Below are 23894 nucleotides of genomic sequence, written 5' to 3' on the forward strand. Positions count from 1 at the left end.
GTCGGCGCCAGACTCAGATAGTGATCGTTCATGTTTGGTTCCAAAGACAAGCCAGAGCATCCCCAGCAGGGCCCCGACCGCGGCGATGATGCCCGCGGTGGCAAGAAGGGCCTGTTCGGCTGGATGCGCCGCAAGGCCGATGAGCCGGCCAGCGAAACCCCTGCACCTTCAGACGTGCCCGTACCCGAGCAGGCATCGATTCCTCAGGCATCCGCCGCCGAGGCCGCTGCATCGGTGGAGAGCGCAGCACCCAGCCAGCCGGCCGCTCAGCAACCCAGTCATGACCTGGCCGCCCGCCAGGCTGCCGAGCAGCTGTTCGGCGGGCTCAGCGAGCAAACGGCTCCCGAGCCGCCGCAACCGCAGGAAGAGCCCAGGGGATTCTTCGCGCGGATGCGCGCCGGGCTGTCCAAGACCAGCGCCAACCTCGGTGAGGGCATGGCCAACCTGTTCCTCGGCGAGAAGGAAATCGACGACGAGCTGCTGGAAGAGATGGAGACCCGTCTGTTGATGGCCGATGTCGGCATCGAGGCGACGACCCTGATCATGGAGTCGCTGCAGCAGCGGGTGCGGCGCCGCGAGCTGTCCAACCGCAATGCCTTGTACCGGGCGCTGCAGAATGAACTTGAACGCCTGCTGGCCGATGTCGCCAGGCCCATGCAGGTCGACGCCGGCAAGAAGCCCTACGTGATCCTGGTGGTGGGCGTGAACGGTGTCGGCAAGACCACCACCATCGGCAAGCTCGCCAAACGCCTGCAGGGCGAGGGCAAACAGGTGATGCTGGCGGCCGGAGACACCTTCCGTGCCGCAGCGGTCGAGCAGCTGCAGGTATGGGGCGAGCGCAACAATATTCCGGTAATTGCCCAGCACACCGGTGCCGATTCCGCTTCGGTGGTCTTCGATGCGCTGCAGGCCGCTCAGGCCCGCGGCGCTGACGTGCTGATTGCCGATACCGCCGGTCGTCTGCACAACAAGGACAACCTCATGGACGAGCTGAAGAAGGTCAAGCGGGTCATGGCCAAGCTCGACCCCGAAGCGCCCCACGAGGTGCTGCTGGTGCTGGATGCCGGCACCGGCCAGAACGCCATCAGCCAGACCAAGCTGTTCGACCAGGCAGTGGGCCTGTCCGGACTGGTGCTGACCAAGCTGGACGGCACCGCCAAGGGCGGGGTGATCTTCGCGCTGGCCAAGCAGTTCGGCCTGCCGATCCGCTTCATCGGCGTGGGTGAGCAGATCGATGACCTGCGGCCGTTCACGGCGCCGGAGTTCGTCAAGGCGCTGTTCGGACGCGAGTAGCCGATGATCCGCTTCGACCAGGTCAGCAAGCGATACCCCAACGGCCACCAGGGACTGGACAGCCTGAGTTTTCATATCCGCACCGGGGAGATGGTCTTCATCACAGGCCATTCCGGTGCCGGCAAGAGCACCCTGCTGAAGCTGATCATGTGCATGGAGCGGCCCAGTTCCGGCCATGTGCATGTCGGTGGCCAGAACCTGCGCGACCTGCGCAGCCATGACATTCCCTACCTGCGCCGCCAGGTAGGCGTGGTATTCCAGAATCACCAGCTGCTGTTCGATCGCACCGTGTTCGACAATGTGGCGCTGCCATTGATCATCAACGGCACCCCGCGGGACGAGATCGGCCGCCGGGTGCGTGCCGCGCTGGACAAGGTCGGTCTGCTGAAGAAGGAAAGCATGTACCCGATCGCCCTGTCCGGTGGTGAGCAGCAGCGGGTCGGCATTGCCCGGGCGGTGGTGCACAAGCCGGCCCTGCTGCTGGCCGACGAGCCCACCGGCAACCTGGACCCGGCTCTGTCCGCCGAGATCATGGGGCTGTTCGAGGATTTCAACCGGGTCGGGGTGACCGTGATCATTGCCAGCCACGACCTGCCACTGATTGCCAGACTGGATCATCGGATGCTGACTCTGCACGAAGGCCGACTGCTGGCGGATGGAGCCTGAAATGGCTACCAACCCAGGCAAGACGACTGACAAGCGGCCGGCGAAGGCCAGCGGTGCTGCCCGCTCACAGCGCAACTGGCGCCACCCGCTGCGCAGCTGGGCCAACAGCCATCGCGACAGCGCCCGGCTGGCTTTGCGGCGAATGGCGCATGCCCCGTTCAGCACCTTGATGATAGTGCTGGTGATGAGCATAGTGCTGGCCTTGCCGATGGGGCTGGCGGTGCTCATCGACCAGGTCGAGCAGCTCGGGGTGGACTGGCAACGGGCAGCCCAGCTCTCGGTCTATCTTGAAGACGAGGTGGATGCCGCGGGTGCGGCCGAGCTGCAGCAGCAGATCGAGGCGCGGCCGGACGTGGCTGCCACGGAGCTGCTGGACCGGGAGCTGGCGCTGGTCGAATTCCAGCAGCACTCGGGTCTGGGCGATGCGCTCCAGCAGCTTGCCTACAACCCGCTGCCCAACCTCATTCTGGTAACGCCGCACAGCATCGAGGGCGGTGCGGCGGCGCTGCAGCCCCTGCGGGATCAGCTGGCGCGGTTGCCGGGTGTCGACGAGGTGCAGATAGACCTGTTGTGGGTCGAGCGGCTGACGGCGATCCTGAAGATGCTCGAGCGGTTCACGGCAGGATTGGCGACACTGCTGATCATTGCCCTGCTGCTGGTCATGGCCAACACCATCCGACTGGCAATCGAAAGCCGCCGGGAAGAGATTCTGGTGGTCAAGCTGGTTGGCGGCACCGATGCCTTCGTACGCAGGCCGTTCCTCTATCTTGGACTCTATTATGGTGCCCTGGCCGGTGTACTCGCCTGGCTGCTGGTGCTGGCCGGACTGTACTGGCTCAACCTTACCGTCGAGCAGGTCGCCGCGCTGTATCAGAGTGACTTTGCCCTGGCCGGCATGCCAGTGTCGGACGGCGTGATGCTGGTGGCTGGCGGCATGCTGCTGGGGCTTGCCGGCGCCTGGCTCGCGGTCGGCCGTCATATTCGCGAAATCGAGCCGCAGTAACATGTAAGGCATTGATTAATAACTGTATTTATTCGTACATATGAACTTTGCCCAGCATTCCATGTCAGATCTCTGAATGCTACAATCGGGTGTCCGGCTCGCAGGCCCGGCCTGCTTGAGCCACGTCCCGACCGGACGCAAAAGGGGTCTTTCAACCATTTGGAGTCCAAACATGAGCACTGCTTTGCAGCCCGTACATAATCTGTCGCCAGGTGCCAACCTGGAGGCCTATGTTCAGACCGTAAGCAGCATCCCGATACTCAGTGTCGAGGAAGAGCGCGAGCTGGCTGACCGTTTGTACTATCACCAGGATCTTGACGCAGCCCGGCAGCTGGTCATGTCGCACCTGCGTTTTGTCGTGCACATCGCTCGCAGCTATGCCGGCTACGGCCTGGCCCAGGCCGATCTGGTGCAGGAAGGCAACGTCGGCCTGATGAAGGCGGTGAAGCGCTTCAACCCCGAAATGGGCGTGCGCCTGGTGTCCTTTGCCGTGCACTGGATCCGCGCCGAGATTCACGAGTTCATCCTGCGCAACTGGCGCATCGTCAAGGTGGCTACTACCAAGGCCCAGCGCAAGCTGTTCTTCAACCTGCGCAGCGCCAAGAAGAAGCTGGCCTGGCTGAACCAGGACGAGGTCGATGCGGTGGCGGCCGACCTGGGCGTGGCGGCGCGGGAAGTGCGCGAGATGGAAAGCCGCCTGTATGGCCAGGACCTGGGCTTTGACGGCGCCAGCGACGACGATGACGACGCGACCTATGCGCCGGTGCACTATCTGGAAGACAAGCGGTACGATCCGGCCGTGCAGATGGAAAACGCCGACTGGGCCGACAGCTCGACCCAGCAACTGCAGGAAGGGCTGGCGCAGCTGGACGAGCGCAGCCGCGACATTCTCTACCAGCGCTGGCTGGCCGAGGAGAAGGCGACCCTGCATGAGCTGGCGGCGAAGTACCAGGTCTCGGCGGAGCGCATTCGCCAGCTGGAAAAGAACGCCATGAACAAGTTGAAGAAGCAGATCAATATCGACGACGCAGCCTGATATTCTCCGGCGCAGATCAAGGGGCATCCATTCGGATGCCCTTTTGCTTTTATCGTTTCGCATCGCAGGGAAAGGGGAGCTGCATGAACGCACGCATGGGTTTACGGATCGGCACACTGGTCGCGGTGGTGCTGCTCACGCTGCTGGCGCTGGACCGCTGGCGCGCCGAGCAGGAAGCGGGCCAGCCGCTGGCCTGGAAGGCTGCTTACGAGGCAACGCTCTGGGCGCCCCTGCGGGAACGGCTGCTGACCCTGGCTGATGTGGAGCGCACGCTGGGCAAGGGAAGCCTGTGGATGATCAGCGCCGACGGCGAGCCGCGGCTGGTCAGCCGCCACCCGCTGGACTCCGATGGCCAGCGCTGGCGGTTGCAGGCGGTGATCGGCCTGGACGAGGAGCGCACCAACAGTCTGGTGGAAGCGCAGGCCTGGCAGCCGGACATGGCTGACCAGGCGGTGTCGCCGGCGGTTGCAGCCGCGCTGGCGCAGTATCCGGTGGAGCGATTGAGCGTAATGCCCGAGGAGCCGCTCAGCGCGCAGAAGGTGATTGCGACATTCGGCGTGGCGGACTGGCACATGCCGGTAGAAGGGGGCGAAGCCTGGATATATGGCCGCCAGGGAGTCGTGGTATCCGTGAGCGAGGGCGAAGCCCATTCGGTGATGTTCGGTCTGCGCCAGGAGTGACCAGGTGCGCCCTGCGTTGATTCGCCTCAATGCAACCCGGCCCGTGGTGCCATACAATCACACGCAAGAATAGCCGGGTTCCGGCCGGCGATGATGAGGGCGAGCACCCATGACACAGAAAATCACCTTTGACCGCGCACTGATCGAAAAATATGATCGGCCGGGTCCGCGCTACACCTCCTACCCCACGGCACCTCAGTTCCATCAGGCTTTTGCCATGGATGACTACCGCGCTGCGGCAAAGGCCAGCAATGCCGCTGAGATGCCGAAGGATCTGTCGGTCTACATTCATATCCCGTTCTGCAAGAGCCTCTGCTACTACTGCGCCTGCAACAAGATCATCACCCACAAGACCGAGCGTGCGGTGGAATATCTGGAATACCTCAAACGCGAGATCGCCATGCAGGCGGCGCTGTTCGACAGGTCGCGCAAGCTGACCCAGCTGCATCTGGGCGGCGGTACACCGACCTATCTGACCAGCGAGCAGCTGGAAGACCTGATGGACACCCTGCGTTCTTCCTTCAACATGGATGAAAGCGACAACCACGAGTTTTCGCTGGAAGTCGACCCGCGTACCGTCGCCCCCGCCCAGATCCATCAGCTGCGGGCACTGGGCTTCAACCGGCTGAGCTTCGGCGTGCAGGACTTTGACGAGGCGGTGCAGAAGGCGGTCAACCGTCTGCAGAGCGAGGAGCAGACCCGTGACCTGGTGCTGGCGGCCCGCGAGGCGCAGTTCCGCTCGATCAGTGTGGACCTCATCTACGGCCTGCCGCTGCAGACCGTGGAGAGCTTCGATGCCACGCTGAGCAAGATCATCGAGATGCGCCCGGACCGCATCGCTGCGTACAGCTATGCTCACCTGCCGGAGCTGGTCCGCGCGCAGAAGCTCATCCGCCCCCAGGACATGCCACCGCCGGAGCGCAAACTGGAGCTGCTGGAGCTTACCATCGCCCGGCTGACCGCCGCCGGTTATGTCTACATCGGCATGGACCACTTTGCGCTGCCGGATGACGAGCTGGCAATCGCCCGGGAGAACGGTACCCTGCAGCGCAACTTCCAGGGCTACTCCACCCATGCCGACTGCGACCTCATCGGTATCGGTGTCTCCTCGATCGGCAAGGTGCACAACACCTACAGCCAGAGCGTCAAGGAGCTGTCCCAGTATTACGCGCGGATTGATGCCGACCTGCTGCCGATCATGCGCGGTTACACCCTGAGTGAGGATGATCAGCTGCGCAGGGAAGTGATTCTGGACCTGATGTGTCAGGAGCGGATCGATTTTGCGAGGTTCGAGGAGCGGTACGGCATCGATTTCCGCAGCTACTTCGCTGACGCCCTGGAGCAGTTGGCCGAGCCGGTGGCCGACGGGCTGGTGGCCATCCATGATGACGAGGTGGTGCTGCTGCCTGAGGGCAAGCTGATGCTGCGCAACGTGGCGATGGCGTTCGACGCCTATCTGGGAGCGAAGCAGAAGGGCAACTTCTCCCGCACCGTGTGAGCGCCGGGGAGTCAGGCCTGCAGCTCCCCTTCCAGCTGCTCGACGGTCATCGGCCGCCCGAACAGATAACCCTGGAACTGCTGGCAGCCGCGCTCAAGGAGCGCGGCACGCTGTTCCTCGGTTTCCACTCCTTCGGCCAGCACTACCAGCCCCATGCGCTCGGCCAGCAGCATGATCAGGTGGGCAATCTCGGCGCTGTTGGTATCCTGCAGCATTCCCTGAACGAAGCTCTGGTCGATCTTCAGCTGATCCAGCGGCAGGCGACTGAGGTAATTGAGCGATGAGTAGCCGGTACCGAAATCATCCAGTGAGAAGCATACCCCGTGCTCCTTGAGCACCGACATCTTGCGGATGATCTCTTCGATCTCATGCACCAGGGCGCTCTCGGTCAGCTCCAGCTTCAGCTTCTGCGCCGGCGCGCCGGTTCGCTGCAGCACCTCCAGCACCCGTTCGACGAAGTCCGGCTGGGAGAGCTGATTCGCACTGACGTTCACCGAGAGGGTGAGGTGGGCGAGGGCGGGCACCTCTGCCCAGCGTGCCAATTGCTGGCAGGCGGTCTCCAGCACCCAGTTGCCGATGGGCAGGATCAGGCCGTTGGCCTCGGCCAGGGGAATGAAGCGGCCGGGTGAGATCATGCCCTGCTGCGGGTGGCACCAGCGGATCAGCGCCTCGGCGCCGATGATGTGGCCATCCCGGTCCACCTGCGGCTGATAGTGCAGTACCAGCTGATCCTGCTCCAGCGCGATGCGCAGCCCCGCTTCGATATCGCTGCGTTCCCTGACCTGGGCGGGCATGCGGGTATCGAAGAAGCACAGGCTGTTACTGCCGGTATTCTTGGCCTGGGACACAGCCAGATGCGCGTTGCGCAGCACTTCCTGGGCGGACGGCATATTGCCGGGCCCGAACAGCGCGATGCCGATACCTGCGGAGCCACGGTAATCGGACCGGCCCAGGCGGTAGGGCTTGCCCAGTGTCGCCATTGCGCCCCTCGCCACCTGCTCGGCACGGCGTGCCGCCTCCACCTCGTGGGGCCCGAGATTATCCAGCAGGATCACGAACTCATCCCCGCCGAGCCGGGCGACCGCCTCGTTCTGCGGAACGCAGTCGACCAGCCGCTGCGCCACCTTGGCCAGCAGCAGGTCACCGGCAGCATGCCCCTCGGTGTCATTGAGCGTCTTGAAGTCATCCAGATCCACGACCAGCAGGGCGCCGAAGGTCTGCAGGCGCTGGGCGGCGGCGTGGGCCTGATCCAGACGCTCGAGAAACAGCCGACGGTTGGGAAGCTTGGTGAGCGAGTCGTAGAAGGCCAGGGTGCGCATCTGTTCCTCGTCGGCCTTGCGCGACGAGATATCGGACAGCGAGGCGACATAATGGGTGGTTTCGCCTTTTTCATCGCGTACCGAGCCGATGGACAGCAGCTGCGGATATATCTCGCCGTTCTTGCGCTTGTTCCAGATCTCCCCCTGCCAGGAGCCGTCGGTCCTGATGGCCTGCCACATGGCGCGGTAGAACTTCTCGTCATGCCGACCGGACTGCAGGATGTTCGGATGCCGGCCGACGATATCCTCCATGGCGTAACCGGTGATCCGGGTGAAGGCCTCGTTGCAGCGCAGGATGTGCAGATCGGCATCGGTGATCATCATCCCCACCTGGGATTCGAAGGCCCGGGCGGCGATGCGCAGGTCCTCCTCCACCTTCTTGCGCGTGGTGATATCGCGGGCGGCGCAGAACAGCTGGGGCTTGCCGTCTATCTCAAGGGGAACGACGCTCACCTCCACGGGAAACTCGCCACCGTCGCGGTGCCGGAACACGCTTTCGTAGGTGGTGACCCGCTTGTGTCGCAGGCAGGACGCGACCAGCGCACGGAATTGGTCCCCCGGATGCATGACATCCCAGGGGGCAAGGGAGGGGCAGGCATGCCCCCCGGCCGGGTAGCCGAGCATGCGGTAGAAGGCATCGCTGGCGTCCAGCAACCGGCCCCTGCTGTCGAGAATGTGGATGCCGTCACTGGCATGCTGCAGCAGCAGATGGCTGCGCCGGTTGGCCCGGTGGCTGGCCCTGATCTGCCGCCACATCAGAACGCTGCCCAGGGTCGTCACCAGAAAGAACAGCAATCCCAGCCCTGCCGCCTTGTTACGATCATGCCGCCAGATAGCCAGGTAATCATCTTCGCCCAGCCCTGCCACGAGCATCACCGGAGGCTCGGATAACCGGCGGAAGGCATTGGTGCGAGGGACGCCGTCGGCGGTGCCTTCGCTGAAGAAGATGCCGGAAGGTTCACCTGAGTTCAGCAGTGCCGTAAGCTCCGCCGAGCCGCCCACCGACCCCGTGCGACCGGGCGGGGCGTCCAGCGGCGGGTGGCGGGCCACCAGCCGCATGTCGAGGTCGCGCACCAAGGCAATGCCTTTGGAGCCGAGATCCAGTTCGGAGACCAGGCTGGCGAAATGGCTGGCCCGCACCGATGCGGCAACCACACCCGCGAAGCTGCCGTCGGCGTTGTCGTAGCGGCGGGCAAACAGCAGGATCCACTCACCGGTCAGGGGGGACCGTATCAGCGGCGAGATCGCCAGGCCGACCTGGGCGCCCGAACGAAGCTGATGAAATATCTCGGCATCTGCGTAGCTCAGCTGGCTCGGGGGCCCATTGGGGGCAAAGCGTACCGCGCCCGTTGCGTCACTGACGCGTATACGGGCGACATGGCTGACCCAACCCTGCCTGGCCTTTATCAGCTCATCCATCTCGCTCCGCCGAACTGTGCCCCTTTCAGCCAGCTCTCTGTTGAGAAAATACTGGATCTCCTGCAGCACCAGATCCACCTCCCTGGCGGTGCCGGTAATGCTCTGTTCCATCATCAGCGCGATGTTGGCGACGTTGGTCCGCACCTCGGCGATCTTGCGTTTGTAGGAGGCATGCAGCGTATAGGTCAGCAGAGTGACCATGAACAGGTTCAGTGCCAGGACCGTGACGAGCAGCATGAATGTAATTGACTTCAGGTTATGCCGCATCGAGTGGTTCCAGTTCGAATTCAGGACGGGGTGAAACATGGGAAATTATATAGTCGATTCGGAAGGTCTGCCGTCATATCGGCCGGAGCAATGCCCGCTCCAGCGTCCCTGACCGGCGGTACTGCCTCTGGAACGGAAACTTTATTTGTCAAAAAGATGACAGGCAGCACAAATCTGGTTTGAAGTGCCTGTTTTTTGTCGATAGCATCGGGCGGTGCAAAATTACGCAAAAATTCAGGCCTCGGTAGGGAAGCCGTACTGCAGTATCCCTCTGTGGCACCGTTCTTGAGGAGAACATGGTGCATAACGCATATTCAGGGGGCGCTCCCGGACAATTGTGGCGGGGGCTTTGGCTGGTGCTGCTCGCGGTCATACTGACCGGCTGTCTGGGCGGCGGTGGCGGTGGCAGCAGCAGGGACGATGACAAGGGTGGCGGCGGTGGCGGCGATACGTCGGCGACACTGAGCACGACATCGATCAATCCGTCCTCGGGGCCTGCGGGCAGTACCGTCAGGGTGCGCTTCGAGAAGCAAGGCGAAGGCGTCAGCCTCGATGACCTGGAAGTGGTGCTCGGTGACGAGGTGATCACTCCAGCCGGTGTGGACGAAGATGAGCTCACCTTCGTCATCCCCTCCGGTCTTGCCGGCGACCAGACGCTGTTTCTCCGTGCCGGAAGTGTCGAGAGCAACAGGCTGCGCTTCACCATCAGCGATTCTGTCTCCATCGTGGCTCCCGATGAGGATGAGCTGCTGGAGGATGAGGGTGACAGCAAGGTCGCGGCCAATCTGGTTCTGATATTCATTGCCGAGGGAGCGGACCTGGATGCCGTGGCCGAGGCCGCCGCCGCTGCCGAAGGTGGCGAGGTGGTGGGCGGGATCGACCTGCTGCGCAGCCGTCAGCTGCGGCTTCCCACCACCAGCATCGAGCAGCTGGAAGAAGCCATGGAGCGCCTGCGGGCACGTGAGCATATCGAAGATGCTCTGATGGATATCCATCTTGACCCGGAAGCGATCAGCTGGAGCGCGGACCCTGGCCTGGCGGGCCAGCGTGCCTCCAACCGGGTGGAAGAGGGCGCGCAGCTCTATGCCGAGAGGGTGCATCCCGAGCGTAGCGGTGCGGTCATGCCCTTCTTCCGCTCGATGGGTGTATTCGAGGCGGGAGTGCACTTCTCCCGGCCGGATTTCAACGGGTATGCCGCCGACGGCAGCAGCCGTTCCGGTAACATCGGACTGTTCTCTCCCGACCGGGGTCGGTCGACCTCCAGCGATTCGATCCACGGTACCAATGTGATGGGGTTGATTGCCGCGGAGCTGGGCGATGGCGGTGCCGCCGGCCTGCTCCGTGCAATGGGGGAGGCGGGTGCACATGGTGGTGTCAACATCCGTGTGGGCAACAGCGGCACCCGTTCCATTCACAGCTTTCTGGCAGACGTGGTGCTGGCGCTGGACAGTGGCGCTCAGGTGGTCAACATGAGCGCAGGTGTGCATCGCTGCGCCCGTTTCGGTGTCTCTGGCTGCGTTGATGGCCCGGTGCAGAGCGATGGCTCGCCGGTCACCAACAACCTGATCGGTGCTGCCCAGTTCGACAGCCTGAGTCGAGCCTATGATCGACTGGTGGCGAGCATGGCGCGACATTATCCCAACGCCATGCTGGTAGTGTCTGCCGGCAACGGCAATACCGACACGGGTGAGCGCGACGTGCGCCTGTTCGGTGCCCATCCCAGCGTTCAGGTGTTGACGGTCGGCGCGCATGACAATGCAGCGGCTCCGGCGCGCGAGGGTTACTCGAACTACGGCAGCCGGGTGGACATTGCTGCGTCCGGTACGGTTCGCAGTGCCTGGAATGATGGCGAAGCCCGCGGCACCTCCTTCGCCGCTCCGCTGGTCGCAGCGACAGTGGTTGCCATGCGCAGCATCGAGCCCAACCTGACCCCGGCCCAGGTTCGTCGCCTGCTGAGGGAGAGCGCGCTACCCATCGAGAACAACGAGGTGGTGCTGAGCGAAGGCGGTACCGTGGTGGGCAGCGATGTGTTCACCCAGCCGTTGAGCGCTGCCGAGGTGGGCGCAGATCCCAGTCGTCTCGGCAAGGGCGCCCGACTCAACGTCGAAGGCGCGATACAGGCCGCCCTGGATGCCAGGGAAGGGCGTACCCGTCCGATCACCGACCCGGTCACTGTGGTCATTGGCGGTGGCGAAAGCGTCACCGAGCGTCTCGCGGTTACCCTGCCGCTCGAAGGTGCAGTGTTCGACCGTGTCGATATCATGTTCCTGGTCGACGTTTCCGGCAGTTACGGCAGCAGTATCAACCAGTTCAAGCGTCAGGCTGTGGACCTGGTAAACGCCTTCCGGGCCAGTGGCAATGACGTGCACACCGGGATTGCGTCCTTCGCCGACACGCCGATCAGCCCCTGGGGTTCGTCCGGTGACTATGCGTTCAGGCTGGATCAGGCGTTGACCGCGGACAGCGAGCAGACCATCGATGCCATCAACGGTCTGACCCTTCGGAGTGGCAATGACACGCCGGAAAGCCAGCTTGAAGCCCTTTATCAGCTGGCCACCGGTGCCGGTCGCAGCGTGCCGGGCACGCCCGCCGCGGATCTGGATGCGTCCATCACGGGTTGGCGGGAAGGCTCGCTGCGGATCGTGTTCCTGGCTACCGATGCGGCTTTCCACAGCTCCACCAATGAGGACGGCGGTTACTACAGTGAGGGCTATCCCGGGCCGGGCTGGACGGAAACCGTCAACGCGCTCAATGGTATGGGCATCCGCGTGTATGGGCTGGAGCGAGGCTACAGCGTGCCCGACGTAGCGGAAATGGTTGCCCAGACCAACGGCCAGGTATTCCAGCTCGACAGCGCCAGCAGTGACATCGTGGCCAAGGTTGTCGAGGCACTGGATACCGCTGCGGCGATGCTGGATCTCCGGCTCGCGCCCAATGGCGACTTTGCCGGCATGGTGCAGTCGATCACCCCGTCGGTTATCCGCGACGTCCGTCGTGGGGAAACCGTCCATTTCGACGTTACCTTCAATCGCGGTCGCAGTGGGCCCGGTGAACAGCGTTTCGTCTTCCGGCTTGATGTGGTCGGTGCCGAAACCGCCGTTATTCAGGAAATTCCGGTCGTAATCAATCTGCGCTGAAAAAGCCGACCGGCTCGCCGCCTCCGGCGAGCCGGTCCACCAGGAGATTCAAAGATGAAAAAGCCAATTCTGTGTGCCGCTCTGGGGCTGACGCTGCTGGTTGGCAGCGGTATTGCCGCGGCGTGTGAACTGGGTCGCGTGCAGCTCAACGCTGCCGGTGAAAGGCAGATCAGCGTGCATGACCATGAGGGTCTGCAGGTAGGCCTTACCATGCAAGGGGCAGACGGTCGCTGGGAAGCGATAAGCCAGGCCCACGGAGCCCTCAACCAGCGCTTCGGGTCAGCCGCAGCTGCTGCCCGGGCAATCTGCGAACAGATGCAGGACTGATCCTCTCCGGGGCCGGCAGCGGCCCCCTTAATCCTGATTCACCCGATCCTCCCCTTTGTTACTCCCTTTTGCCGTTTGACCGCGCCCGACAGATTGGTTAGCGTGTTAAACGGTCGTTTGAATTGGTGTGCCGTGCCAATGCATTCCTGTCGACCGCTTCGTTTCTAACAACAACGCAGTATGGAGCTACGCATGACCGCCAAGCCGGGCTCGCCGGAGCCAGATGTCCGTTCCCGCAGAATCACCATTACCGCAAGGGATGGCTACGCGCTCGGTGCCACGCGGTTTCAGGCCCTTGGTCCGCCGCGGGGAAATGTGCTGGTGGCTGGCGGGACGGGCGTGCCCCAGCGTTTTTATCGACGCTTTGCCGAGTATGCTGCGCGCCGTGGGTTCAATGTGCTCACGGTGGATTATCGGGGCACCGGTGAGTCCAGCCCGGCAAGCCTCAAGGGGTTCGAGATGTCCTATCTGGACTGGTCGGAAAAGGATCTGCCGGCGGCAGTCGATCTGCTCAGTCAGGAAGATCTGCCGCTGTACTGGATAGGTCACTCCTTCGGTGGCCATGCCATCGGCATGCTTCCCAACCATGATCGGCTCACCGCCTGCTACAGCTTCGGTTCCGGCGCCGGCTGGGCCGGCTGGATGCCCCGAGGTGAGGCGCTGAAGATCCGGCTGTTCTGGAATGTCCTCATGCCGGTGATAGTGCGTTGGAAGGGCTACATGGCCTGGAGTGTGCTGGGTATGGGCGACGATCTGCCGAAGGGTGTTTACCGGGACTGGAAGCGCTGGTGCAGTTATCCCCATTACTACTTTGACGACCCGCGCATGACCTTCGTCCACGCGCGCTACGCCGCCGTGCAGACCCCCTGTGCCTTTGTCACGTCCCGCGACGACCCCTGGGCGCCGCCCAGATCGCGGGATGCCTTCGTCAAGGGCTACATCAACGCCCCGCTGACCATTTACGACATAGAGCCGGCACCGGGCAAACCGGCCATCGGCCACATGGGCTATTTCCGCAGCGAAGCGCAACCGTTCTGGGATGAGGCTCTGGAGTGGCTGCTGCAGGCCGCACCTGTGGCAACCGCTGCCAGCTGCCGCTCGGCATCCGGCTAGCTCGGCGACTGGTCCCATTTCGCGTCGAGATGGGCCGGGTTCCATCCCGGCCATCTGGGTTGCGGTGGGCGTGCAGCGTCGAGATGGAACTCGACGTTCCCAGAGGGGCTGGAGGGCCGGGTTCCATCCCGGCCATCGGGTTGCGGCAGGCTCGCAGCGTCGAGATGGAGCTCGGTATTCTGCGTTCAGGGGGGCGTTCCACGAGCCTACTCCGAACAGAAAGTTTCCCATTCCAGCTCGCCGCGCGTTACCGACAGAAGCTGTTCATGGAGTGCATCGCTGGCGGTGGCCGGCAGACGCGCTGTCAGGGTGACGGTCTGACAATGCTCGACGTCGCCCAGTTCGCCACCCGACTCGGCAATCAACTGGCGGGCAATCCCTTCATGGGCATAAGGCAGGCTACAGCGTACTGTCTGGTGGGGGATATATTCGATTTTCTCTGCCGACGCCAGGGCCTGGGCCACCGCATCGGTATAGGCTCGCACCAGTCCGCCGGCGCCGAGCTTGATGCCACCGTAGTAGCGCACCACGGTGGCCAGTACACCATCCAGCTGCTGGTGACGCAGCACTTCGAGCATCGGGCGTCCGGCGGTGCCGGAGGGCTCGCCGTCGTCCACCGCCGCGCTGTGCCCGCCGGCGAGCAGGGCCCAGCAGACATGGGCGGCGCCGGGGTGCTGGGCGCGCAGTTCATCCACTCGCAGCTGAGCGGCGGCGCGATCGGCAACGGGCTCCACGCAGCCGATGAAGCGACTCTTGCGGATTTCCAGAACGCTGGTGACGGGACGGGCGAGGCTGTACATGGCCGCAAGGATACCCGGTCGCTGGGCCGGGATACAGCTCCGGCGACCCCGGGCGCTGCACGAACCGCCGACAAAAAACGTAAAAATGCGAGAAATTTGACTAAATGCTGCGAATGTCGTCTAATGCGCTCCTTTTTCGGCGGGAGGGAGATGTGCGGGAGCGTTTCTGGGAACGTTATTCACTGGGCGAGCTTAACGCCAGGGAATGGGAGGCGCTGTGCGACGGTTGCGGGCAGTGCTGCCTGGTGCGCGAGGTAGACCAGGGTGAGGTCACGGTCTACAGCGTCGCCTGCGATCTGCTGGATATCGAACAAAGCCGCTGCAGCGATTACGCCAGCCGCCTGCGGCGGGAGCCCAGCTGTCATCAGCTCACTCCGGCCAATGTCGAGCAGTATGACTGGCTCCCCGCATCCTGTTCCTATCGCCGGATCCACAGGGGCGAGCCGCTGCCCGCCTGGCACCCGCTGCTGGCCGGCAGTCGGCAGCGGATGCGGCGCAAGGGCATTACCGTGTGCGGTTATGCGGTACCGAGACGGCAGGTGCCGCGCCGGCGGATGGGGCAGCACATCATCGCCCGCTGGCGCATGTAACGGACGCCCGGCCTCAGCCGACGATGTCATATCTGCCGCCGCGCTCGAGCGCGCGCTGATACGCCGGTCGGCCATGAATGCGCTGCAGAAAATCCAGCAGGCGGGGCCATCTGGAATCCAGCCCGCCCCGCGCCGCTGCGGCCTCCAGTGGGAAGCTCATCTGCACATCCGCGGCGCTGAATTCCTCGCCGGCGAACCACCTGGTGGCCGCCAGTTCGTCATTCATATAGTTCAGGTGCTGGCGTATCTGCGGCTCGATGAAGCTGGCCCTGGCCTTGCTGGCGATGCCTCTGGCAAAGGGGCGGAAGAAGAACGGCATGGGCGCCTTCTCGATCCGGTCGAAGACCAGCTTGAGCAACAGCGGCGGCATCGCCGAACCTTCGGCATAGTGCAGCCAGTAGCGGTAGCGCAGCCGCTGCGGCGTGCCCGGCGCGGGTGCCAGACGGCCATCGCCATAGCGGTCGACCAGATACTCGATGATGGCCCCGGATTCGGCGATGGTCAGCTCGCCGTCGGTGATCACCGGGGACTTGCCCAGCGGGTGCACCTGCTTCAGGGCCGCCGGCGCCAGCATGGTCTGTGGGTCACGCTCGTAGCGCTTGATCTCGTAGGGCACGGCCAGCTCCTCAAGGAGCCACAGGATGCGCTGCGAGCGCGAGTTATTCAGGTGATGGACGGTTATCAAGGGCGTTCCTTTATTGTTGTTGGTCTGGTCGAGGCCGGGCTGAGCGCCGCGACGCCAGAGTATCCAATCTGCTGGCTACCGTCGATATCCCGCAGGCAGCATTCACCGCTGCCGTTATGCGACAATCGGCCCGTACTTCAAGGCCCGGGAATTTCATGAAACTGCTGCATACATCAGACTGGCATCTTGGTCGCACCCTGCACGGCAGGCGACGTTACGAGGAGTTTGCCGCTTTCCTCGACTGGCTCGCCGCAACCATGAATGAGCAGGGCACCGAGATACTCGTGGTGGCCGGTGACATCTTCGATACCACGGCGCCGAGCAATCGGGCCCAGCAGCTCTACTATCGTTTTCTCTGCCAGGTGGCCGCCTCTCCCTGCAGGCATGTGGTGATCGTTGCCGGCAATCATGATTCTCCTTCGTTTCTCAATGCGCCCCGTGAATTGCTGCGCGCACTGGATGTGCATGTCGTCGGCAGCAGCGCCGAGGACCCGGCCGACGAGGTGCTGGTGCTGCGGGACGCCCAGGGCGAGCCGGAGCTGATTGTCTGCGCGGTGCCTTATCTGCGGGACCGCGACATCCGCCAGGTCGAGGCGGGGGAAAGCGTTGCAGACAAGGAGCGCAAACTGCTCGAAGGCATCAGGGACCACTACGCTGCCGTCGCCGACACAGCCAGCCGCCAACGGCAAGCGCTGAATGTGGATATCCCCATCGTTGCCACCGGCCATCTGTTCACCGCCGGAGGCCAGACGCTGAAGGACGATGGCGTCCGCGATCTGTATGTGGGCAGCCTGGCGCATGTCACCGGAGCGGTTTTCTCGCCGATATTCGATTATGTCGCCCTCGGCCATCTGCACATTCCGCAGAAAGTGAACGGCTCCGAGATCATCCGCTACAGCGGCTCGCCGTTGCCCATGGGGTTTGGCGAGGCCAGGCAGCAGAAAAGCCTGTGCCAGGTCACCTTCGACACGGCCGACGGCAAGCGCAGCACCCGGGTTGAACTGCTGGACATACCGGTATTCCAGCAACTGGAGCGCATCAGCGGTGACTGGCAGGCCATTGCCGCGCGTCTGGCCGAGCTGAAGGCCAGCGACTCCCGGGCCTGGCTGGAGGTGGTCTACCAGGGCGAGGAAATTGTCACCGACCTGCGCGAGCGGCTGGACAACGCCATTGCCGGCACCGGCATGGATATCCTGCGGGTGAAGAACAGCCGCATCATCGACCGGGTGCTGGACCGGATGGATGAGCAGGAGACGCTGGATGATCTGGACGTGACCGAGGTGTTCGAGCGCTGCCTGACTCAGCATGACGTGATGGAGGAGCAGCGCTCGGCACTGATGGACGCCTACCGCGAGATACTTCGCGAGCTCCATGACGAAGATCCCCTGGCCCAGGGTGGCGAGCGCTGATGAGAATCCTGCAGATCCGCTTGCGTAACCTCAATTCGCTGGTCGGCGAATGGCAGATCGACCTGACCGACCCGGCCTATGTTGCGGATGGCATATTCGCCATTACCGGACCGACCGGCGCGGGCAAGAGCACCATCCTGGACGCCATCTGCCTTGCGCTGTACGGCTGCACGCCGCGACTTGGCAGGGTAACCGCCGGCGGCAACGAGATCATGTCCCGGCAGACCGGGGAGTGCTTTGCCGAGGTCACCTTCGAAACCGCCGCCGGCCGTTACCGTTGCCATTGGAGCCAGCACCGGGCGCGGCGAAAGCCCGAAGGCGAGCTGCAGCAACCGAAGCAGGAGATAGCCGACGCCGACACCGGCGAGATCATTGAGTCGCAGATCCGCCGGGTGGCCGGGCAGGTGGAGAGCGTCACCGGCATGGACTTCGAGCGTTTCACCCGCTCGATGCTGCTGGCCCAGGGCGGCTTCGCCGCCTTCCTGCAGGCCGATGCGGACAGGCGTGCGCCGATTCTCGAACAGATCACCGGTACCGAGATCTACAGCGAGATTTCGGTGCGCGTTCATGAGCGCCAGCGGACCGAGAAACAGCAGCTGGAGTTGCTGCAGGCCGAGACCGCCGGGCTGGTTCTGCTGGACGCGGAGCAGGAGCAGCTGCTTGAACAGCAACTGCAGACCCGTACCGCGGAACAGGCAGAACGGGAGGCAGGACTGGCCGGAACCCGCGAGGCGATCAGTTGGCTGACCACCCTCGATAGCCTGGCTCGGGAACTGCAGACGCTGGATACCGAAGCCGAACGGCTGAAGATGGACGTTGCGGCGTTCGAGCCGGAACGTGCCCGACTCGAACGCGCCACTCGGGCGGCGACGCTCGACGGCTGCCACGCCGCACTCGATGCCACCCGCAGGCAACTGCAGCAGGACCGTGGCGCGCTGGTTGCCCAGCAGCAGGCGCTGCCGGCACTGGAAACCGCGGCCCGGGAACAGAAAGACATCCTGCTGGGCGCCGAGCAGGCCTGTCTCCAGCACCGCCAACAGCTCAGCGACGCTGCGCCGCTCCTGCAACAGGTGCGCTCACTGGATCAGGGGCTCGCTGAGCTGGGGCGCCGCATCAGCGCCGAGCAGCAGGCCAGCGGGAAGGAGACCGCCGCAATCGAAGCGCTCCGCCGCCAGCGCCGTACCGAGCAGGAAAAACTCGATCGGACAGAACAGCAGCTGCGAGAGATACAGGACTACCTGCAACAGCACGCCCGGGATGAATGGCTGGTCAGCGGCCTGGCCGGTGTCAGAGAGCAGATGCATGGGCTGCTCGAACGGCAGCAGGACATCGACCGGCGTCAGGAGGAGCGAAACACCGCCGACAGCGCTGTGCGAGAGGCGAGCGCGGCGCTGACATCGCTGCGCGAGCAATACCGCTGTCAGAAGCAGGCGCTGGAGCAGGCGATCGAGCGCAAGCAGCACGCGCGGGAGGCTCTCGCCGAACTGCTGCAGGGGCGCCTGCTGCGCGAATACCGCGCCGAGAAGGACGGGCTGCTGCGCGAAGCTGCCCTGCTCAGTCGCATCGCCGAGCTGGAGGAACAGCGCAGCAGGTTGACCGCCGGTCAGCCATGTCCGCTGTGCGGCGCCACCGAACACCCCTTCGCCCATGGCAACGTGCCGACACCGGATGCTGCCGAGCAGCGGATCCAGGCTCTCGACCGGCTGATCGCCAGGGCCGAAGAGCAGGAAGCCGGTATTCGCGAACTGGAGCAGGCCGAGCTGCAGGTCCACACGGCGTTTGCCAGTACCGAGGCGGCGGGCAGAACCGCAAATCATCAGCTCACCTCGGCCGAGGCCCGGCTGGCCGAGATCGACGCCAGTCTGCAGGCCATGCACCACGATTTTGCCCGTCGCCGCGCTGAGGTGGCCGCCGGCCTGTTGCCGCTGGGGATCACGGAGCTGCCCGAGCAGGGCATCGCGCCGCTGCTCGACAGCCTCGAGGCGCGACTGGCGGCCTGGCAGGCGCAGGCAGCCAGCAAGCTGCAGATCGACGCGCAGAGGGCGGAGCTTGCCGGCGAGGTGCGCCGGCTCGATGCGCTGCTGGAATCAGCCGAAGCTGCCCTGCGGGTTCGTCAGCAGGGCCTGGCTGCTCTCGAAAAGGAGCTGGCCGCGCTTCAGGCACAGCGCAGAGCGCTGTTCGGGGAACGCGATCCCGCCAGCGAGGAACGTCAGCTGCAGAAGCTGGCTGATACTGCCGCTGCGGCGGAGCAGCAGGCCCGGGCCCGGCACACCGAGCTGCACGGGCAGTGGCACAGTGCTCATGTGCAGGTCGAGGCGCTGCAGCAACGTATCGCCCGCTGCGAGCCCGAGCTGCTGCAGCAGCAGGCGGCATTCCACGCGCGCCTTGTCGAGGCCGGCTTTGCCGATGAAAAGCACTATCTCGCGGCGGCCTTGAGTGCCACCGAGCGCAGCGAACTGGCCGGGCAGGCCAGGGCCCTGGAGCAGCGCCAGACCGAGCTGGAGGTACGCCGTGGGGAATGTCGGAAGCGACTGGCCAGCGAGCGTGAGCGCCGCCTGACCGCTGACACCCTTGAGCAGCTGCAGTCCCGGCTGAGCGCTGATGAAAAGGCGCTGGAGGAGGTTCGCGATATCTGTGCCAGCCTGCGCCATCGGCTGCAGGAGAACGCGGCGGCCCGTGAGCGTCTCAAGGCGCAGCAGCAGGCCATCGAGGCGCAGCAACGCGAGTGTCGCCGGTGGGACGCCCTGCATGCGCTGATCGGATCGGCGGACGGCAAGAAATACCGCAACTTCGCCCAGGGCCTCACCTTCGAGATGATGATCGGCCACGCCAACCGCCAGTTGCAGAAAATGAGCGATCGCTATCTGCTGGTGCGCGACGGTTCCCAGCCGCTGGAGCTCAATGTGATGGACAATTACCAGGCCGGTGAGGTGCGCTCGACCCGGAACCTGTCGGGTGGCGAGAGCTTCATCGTCAGCCTGGCGCTGGCGCTGGGGCTGTCGCAGATGTCCAGTCGCAACGTGCGGGTGGACTCGCTGTTTCTCGACGAGGGCTTCGGCACGCTGGATGAGGAAGCGCTGGATACCGCGCTGGATACCCTGTCCGGATTGCAGCAGGAAGGCAAGCTGATCGGCATCATCTCCCACGTACCGGCGTTGAAGGAGCGGATCGCCACGCGCATCGTCGTCCAGCCGGTGACCGGCGGGCGCAGCCGTCTCTCCGGGCCGGGCTGCACTGCCGTTTCAACATAGCCCCAACCAATGGCCATGGTGAGGGCGGCCTATTGGACGCTCGGGAGCCTGTTGTTGTAGTTTGTCCCGTATCTTTCCAAGGCAGCAGGGCCCGCCGTCCGTGAATGTAAAACGAATACGCTTTCCGATGCGCCTGGCCATGGCGTGGCTGGTATTCCTCACCCTGCTGGGACTCTACTGGATGCAACTGCGCGGCACCCATGCCGATCACCTGCGCTCGGCCGAGCAGGGCACTGCACTGCGCGGCGACCAGGCGGCCCACGCCCTGGCCATGCAGGCACGCTCGCAGCTGATGAAGGTCGAGTTCCTGCTCGAACACCTGGCGCATCACTGGCTTGACGGTGACCTGCGGGTATACCGCGATCTGATTGATGTGGGACAGGAGAGCATCTTCAACGGGGCGCTGCGGGAGATGCTGGTCACCGATGCGGAGGGGAATATCCTGTTCAGCAGCCGGCGAGCCGCCGGCGGGGGGAGTACCGGTGGCTCAGTCGCCGCCAGTGACTACTTTGAACAGCATGCCCGTCAGCGTGTTCCTTTTCTGATCAGTGCGCCGCTGCGCAACGAGGCAACCGGCGAATGGATGCTGCAGTTCAGCCATGCCTATTACGTGAACGGCGTCTTCTCCGGCGTCATTGTCGCCTCCGTGTTGCCCGGCCACCTGCTGGAGGGCGTGGCCAACATCTATCCGGAGCGGGACAATGTGGTGCTGATGGTGCTCAATGTCCACGGGCACGACAGCAAGCGGGTGGAGGAGCTGGCCGACAGGGCGCTCTATGACGCCAAGGCGCAGGGGCGCAACCGGGTGTGTGTGGATGATTGACTGCCCCCGAAGGGGCAGTCGGGGTGTCAGGCATCCGGGCTTGCGACAGCCACGGCGGCACGCCGGTTGTGATGAATGATCAGGCCGATGGTGCACACCACTGCGATAACGATCCCGATCGGCTTGCTGAACGCTTCCGGCAGGTTGAGGCCGATCCCCGCGGTGGCAATATAGGACACGGTGATCGCCGTGCCTATCACTGCAGGAATGCTGGTCACCCAGTGGAAGGTACCGCGGTCCAGCAGATACTTGGTCGCCAGCCACAGCACGCTGGTGGACAGCAGCATGTTGGAGAAAGCGAAGTAGCGCCAGATCAGCGAGAAGTCGAGGAAGGTCATCAGGAAGGCCACGCCCAGTATCGGCGCAGCCAGTGACAGCCGGCGCCCGATCGACTGCCGGATATGGAACGCATCGGTGATGGTCAGGCGCAGCGAGCGGAACGCCGTGTCCCCCGAGGTGATCGGGAAGATCGCTACTGCCATGATCGCCATCACCCCACCGAACACGCCCAGGTAGCTGGTAGCGATGTGGTTGACCACCAGCCCCGGACCACCCAGATCCAGCATGGCCTTCAGTTCCGGGTAACCGCCGGGGAAGGCGGCGATGCCGGCCAGTGCCCAGACGCAGGCGACGATCCCTTCACACATCATCGAGCCGTAGAAGATCGGTCGAGCGTATTTCTCGTTGGTCAGGCAGCGGGCGATCATCGGGGACTGGGTGGAGTGGAAGCCACTGATGGCACCGCAGGTGATGGTCAGGAACAGCAGCGGCCATACCGGCAGGCCTTCGGCGTTGGGCGTCAGGAAGTCATGCTCGTGGTGACCGTGGAAATAGGCGAAGATATCGCTCACCCGGGGCAGGTGCGGCGCCTCCACAAGCAGCGCCAGGGCAACCAGGGTGGTCATCACGATCATCAGCAGACCGAACAACGGATACAGTCTGGTGATGATCTTGTTGATCGGCAGCAGGGTAGCCAGGAAGTAATAGACCAGGATCGCCACCACCCAGAACATATTGTTCGCGAGGATGGTGCCTTCGAAGTAGGACAGGTTACTGAGCAGGCCGGCCGGGCTCATGATGAAGACCACGCCGACGAAGAACAGCAGCATGCAGGTGAACACCAGCATGAAACCCTTGAAGATGACGTTGTAGTAGTTGCCGGCGATCTCCGGCAGGCTCTTGCCATCTTCCTTCAGGCTCATCACGCCGGAGAAATAATCGTGCACGGCCCCGCCTATGACGTTGCCGATGACAATCCACACCAGCGCGATGGGACCGTAGAGGGCACCGAGAATGGGCCCGAAAATGGGGCCGATCCCGGCAATATTGAGAAACTGGATCAGAAATGCCCGGGCAGGACTGATGGCGACATAGTCCACCCCGTCGTGCAGGCGTTGCTGGGGCGTTGCAGCGGTGGGGTCTATGCCGGCCTGTTTCTCGACGAAGGGGCTGTAGAACCGGTAACCGAGCAGCAGTATGGCAAGGCTGGCGAAGAAGATGAGCATGGAATGACCTCGTTGTTGTTATTCCGGGACTTGTTGCAGTCTGTCGGCAATTGTTACAACAGATGTCCACTTTAGCAGGCGCAACCGGGGCCGTTGATTAGCCCATGGTCGCAACCGCACCCCATGCTCCGTCTTCGCCACGCTGGCTCAGAAGGCCTTGGTCAGGGCCAGCCTGAACAGATTCCCTTCCGGCTGCACGCCACTGCTGCCGGCCCGCGTCGAGTACTCGTGATAGACGGCACCGCGCAATTCCATGCCGAGCTCGCGCCAGCCGTAACCCAGTTCGATCCCGGCGGCGTGCCGCTCCAGCTTGTCGTTGCTCGGGGTGCCGCTGTCGGCTTCCAGCTGCCAGGCATCAAAACCGGCCAGCGCAACTTCCAGGCCACTTTCCAGGCGATGGGTCAGTGCCCACTCCACCAGCCAGCTGTCCCCCGGAGTGATATGCGTATCATCCTGCTCGCCCTTGATCTCGTAACGGGACAGGGCCGAGACCGACCAGCGACGCTGCTCGTCGAAATGCCAGGCGCCACCCAGCGTCAGCATGGTGGTGTGGTGACCGCGCCCGATGGAGGCGGGATCACGGGCGTCGTGCTCGGCAGTGTCGAGCCAGACGCCGGCGGCGAATACCGCGTCCCATTGCGAGCCGTGCCAGCCCAGTACCACCGGGCCCAGGTAGACGTCGCCCACGCCGCTTTCGCTGCTGTCGACGCCCAGTCCCTTGAAATTCAGCGTGGTGCGCTGAACCGGGATGATGGTTTCCACACCGTAATCAGCGCCGAGGAACTTGCGTCCGGAGACCCAGACGAAGCGGTTGGCGAGCGCCGAAACCGAGCCGGAGTTGCTGCCGGGCAGCGTGTCGCCGCTGGGATCCACCACATCGGTGATGTCGTAGTGCACCAGATAGGCTCGGTAGTAGAGCCCAGGCGCAGGCGGCAGGAAGGCGCCGCCGGTGGCTTCGATACCCGGTACGTAATGTCCGTTGGCGGCGAGCGCGGAAAGGGGTGCCGCCAGGGTCAGCAGGGCGAGCAGGAGTCTGTTGATCGATTTCATGATTGATTTCCAGTGGCCGGGTT

General features: G+C 63.9%; 18 protein-coding genes. 13 read left to right on the forward strand and 5 right to left on the reverse strand.

All coding sequences use genetic code 11. The features are described from left to right. Positions 1–30 precede the first annotated feature (30 nt). The 6 genes from ftsY to hemN all read left to right on the forward strand — a co-directional run bounded on the left by ftsY (position 31) and on the right by hemN (position 6176). Complete coding sequence (gene ftsY, locus IEW63_RS13045; protein ID WP_188637075.1) at positions 31–1293, forward strand: signal recognition particle-docking protein FtsY; 1263 nt, start codon at positions 31–33, stop codon at positions 1291–1293. A 3-nt stretch (positions 1294–1296) separates the two neighbouring features. Continuing rightward, on the forward strand, positions 1297–1959 hold the full coding sequence (ftsE, locus tag IEW63_RS13050) for a cell division ATP-binding protein FtsE (protein ID WP_188637076.1): 663 nt from the start codon (positions 1297–1299) through the stop codon (positions 1957–1959). 1 nt (position 1960) lies between these two features. Then, entirely contained in the window at positions 1961–2962 is a 1002-nt protein-coding gene (gene ftsX / locus IEW63_RS13055; RefSeq protein WP_188637077.1) for a permease-like cell division protein FtsX, read from the forward strand. Between the two features lie 172 nt (positions 2963–3134). Continuing rightward, positions 3135–3998, forward strand: a complete 864-nt coding sequence (rpoH, locus tag IEW63_RS13060) for an RNA polymerase sigma factor RpoH (RefSeq protein ID WP_188637078.1) — start codon at positions 3135–3137, stop codon at positions 3996–3998. A gap of 83 nt (positions 3999–4081) precedes the next feature. Then, positions 4082–4678, forward strand: coding sequence for a hypothetical protein (locus IEW63_RS13065; protein ID WP_188637079.1), 597 nt, complete (start codon positions 4082–4084; stop codon positions 4676–4678). Between the two features lie 109 nt (positions 4679–4787). After that, positions 4788–6176, forward strand: a complete 1389-nt coding sequence (gene hemN / locus IEW63_RS13070) for an oxygen-independent coproporphyrinogen III oxidase (RefSeq protein WP_188637080.1) — start codon at positions 4788–4790, stop codon at positions 6174–6176. 11 nt (positions 6177–6187) lie between these two features. Here the strand turns inward: hemN and IEW63_RS13075 are convergent, their stop codons facing one another. Beyond that, a complete protein-coding gene (locus tag IEW63_RS13075; protein ID WP_188637081.1) occupies positions 6188–9181 on the reverse strand; it encodes a bifunctional diguanylate cyclase/phosphodiesterase in 2994 nt (997 codons plus the stop codon). A gap of 356 nt (positions 9182–9537) precedes the next feature. Here IEW63_RS13075 and IEW63_RS13080 point away from each other — a divergent pair, with 356 nt between their 5' ends. The 3 genes from IEW63_RS13080 to IEW63_RS13090 all read left to right on the forward strand — a co-directional run bounded on the left by IEW63_RS13080 (position 9538) and on the right by IEW63_RS13090 (position 13758). Beyond that, positions 9538–12318 (forward strand): S8 family serine peptidase, encoded by a 2781-nt coding sequence (locus tag IEW63_RS13080; protein WP_188637082.1) that lies wholly within the window; start codon positions 9538–9540, stop codon positions 12316–12318. Between the two features lie 54 nt (positions 12319–12372). Continuing rightward, positions 12373–12645: a hypothetical protein gene (locus IEW63_RS13085; protein ID WP_188637083.1), complete on the forward strand. Its 273-nt coding sequence runs from the start codon at positions 12373–12375 to the stop codon at positions 12643–12645. 192 nt (positions 12646–12837) lie between these two features. After that, a complete protein-coding gene (locus IEW63_RS13090) occupies positions 12838–13758 on the forward strand; it encodes an alpha/beta hydrolase family protein (RefSeq protein ID WP_188637084.1) in 921 nt (306 codons plus the stop codon). A gap of 206 nt (positions 13759–13964) precedes the next feature. Here the strand turns inward: IEW63_RS13090 and IEW63_RS13095 are convergent, their stop codons facing one another. Next, complete coding sequence (locus IEW63_RS13095; RefSeq protein WP_188637085.1) at positions 13965–14558, reverse strand: IMPACT family protein; 594 nt, start codon at positions 14556–14558, stop codon at positions 13965–13967. 152 nt (positions 14559–14710) lie between these two features. On the opposite strand from IEW63_RS13095, the gene IEW63_RS13100 reads away from it, so the two are divergent. Further along, a complete protein-coding gene (locus tag IEW63_RS13100; RefSeq protein ID WP_229710517.1) occupies positions 14711–15148 on the forward strand; it encodes a YkgJ family cysteine cluster protein in 438 nt (145 codons plus the stop codon). Between the two features lie 13 nt (positions 15149–15161). On the opposite strand, the gene IEW63_RS13105 is transcribed toward IEW63_RS13100, so the two are convergent. Then, the gene (locus tag IEW63_RS13105) at positions 15162–15833 is read right to left on the reverse strand and encodes a glutathione S-transferase (RefSeq protein WP_188637086.1); all 672 of its coding nucleotides are present in this window, start codon (positions 15831–15833) and stop codon (positions 15162–15164) included. Positions 15834–15988: 155 nt separating this feature from the next. Between IEW63_RS13105 and IEW63_RS13110 the strand changes: the two genes are divergently transcribed. The 3 genes from IEW63_RS13110 to IEW63_RS13120 all read left to right on the forward strand — a co-directional run bounded on the left by IEW63_RS13110 (position 15989) and on the right by IEW63_RS13120 (position 21316). Continuing rightward, positions 15989–17242 carry an exonuclease SbcCD subunit D C-terminal domain-containing protein gene (locus tag IEW63_RS13110; RefSeq protein WP_188637087.1) on the forward strand — a complete coding sequence of 418 codons (1254 nt, stop codon included), beginning with the start codon at positions 15989–15991 and terminating at the stop codon, positions 17240–17242. Beyond that, entirely contained in the window at positions 17242–20493 is a 3252-nt protein-coding gene (locus tag IEW63_RS13115) for an AAA family ATPase (protein WP_188637088.1), read from the forward strand. Before IEW63_RS13110 ends, IEW63_RS13115 begins: the two co-directional genes overlap by 1 nt. 100 nt (positions 20494–20593) lie before the next feature. Beyond that, positions 20594–21316, forward strand: a complete 723-nt coding sequence (locus tag IEW63_RS13120) for a PDC sensor domain-containing protein (protein WP_188637089.1) — start codon at positions 20594–20596, stop codon at positions 21314–21316. 26 nt (positions 21317–21342) lie between these two features. Here the strand turns inward: IEW63_RS13120 and IEW63_RS13125 are convergent, their stop codons facing one another. Both IEW63_RS13125 and IEW63_RS13130 read right to left on the reverse strand, forming a co-directional pair. Continuing rightward, the gene (locus IEW63_RS13125; protein ID WP_188637090.1) at positions 21343–22821 is read right to left on the reverse strand and encodes a carbon starvation CstA family protein; all 1479 of its coding nucleotides are present in this window, start codon (positions 22819–22821) and stop codon (positions 21343–21345) included. 147 nt (positions 22822–22968) lie between these two features. Further along, entirely contained in the window at positions 22969–23871 is a 903-nt protein-coding gene (locus IEW63_RS13130) for a SphA family protein (RefSeq protein WP_188637091.1), read from the reverse strand. Positions 23872–23894: the final 23 nt, after the last annotated feature.

Source organism: Halopseudomonas pertucinogena (genome assembly GCF_014646575.1).
Classification (GTDB): Bacteria; Pseudomonadota; Gammaproteobacteria; order Pseudomonadales; family Pseudomonadaceae; genus Halopseudomonas; species Halopseudomonas pertucinogena.